Origin of the sequence: Bartonella sp. AA18HLJMS (genome assembly GCF_042197245.1) — a bacterium.
GTDB lineage: Bacteria > Pseudomonadota > Alphaproteobacteria > Rhizobiales > Rhizobiaceae > Bartonella.
In genome coordinates, this window is sequence record NZ_JBHIRP010000100.1 from 1 (window position 1) to 522 (window position 522).

Consider the following 522-nt stretch of genomic DNA (forward strand, 5'->3'; position numbering starts at 1 on the left):
AAAGCTGCTAAAGCCCAAAACAAGGAAAAGTCCCATTTGGGTAAAAATCATGGATTTTTTCTTTGTCACAATGCTCCTCCCCAAGAGGTTATAAGGTACAATTTTCTTCTACGTGTTTATGGTATATCCCATGCTTTGTATAGTTTTTCTTGATGATCAGTTGAAAAGAAAGTTTTCAGAGCTCTTTTCCAAAACAAGCACAATGCCTATTGGCAGCGATGAGCAACTCCTTATGTTTTTTTAAAGGGGAGTATTAAGGATGATGGGCTGGTGAAGTTGTCTGATATGAGAGACAATGATACAAAAAGACAATCAGAAAATTTTGCAAAAAAGCTGCACTATGCGTGCAGCTTTTTATGTATTTGCTTTAAAGGTAGACAGGTAGACGTTTTAAAGCATGAAAGTGTCCTTACGGCTTCTATAACCATAATAGCCAAAAACACTCGAAATAATGGCGCCTACCAGACTTCCTAAAAAGCCCCACCACCCCATATTGGAGGCTGTTTTTGTGGCTTTAGTCGC

The 522-nt window shown here is 38.5% G+C and carries 1 pseudogene; it reads right to left on the reverse strand.

The window, feature by feature from the left end:
• Positions 1–390 precede the first annotated feature (390 nt).
• Positions 391–522: pseudogene (locus tag ACFINW_RS10170) on the reverse strand (DUF3792 domain-containing protein); the annotation flags it as partial.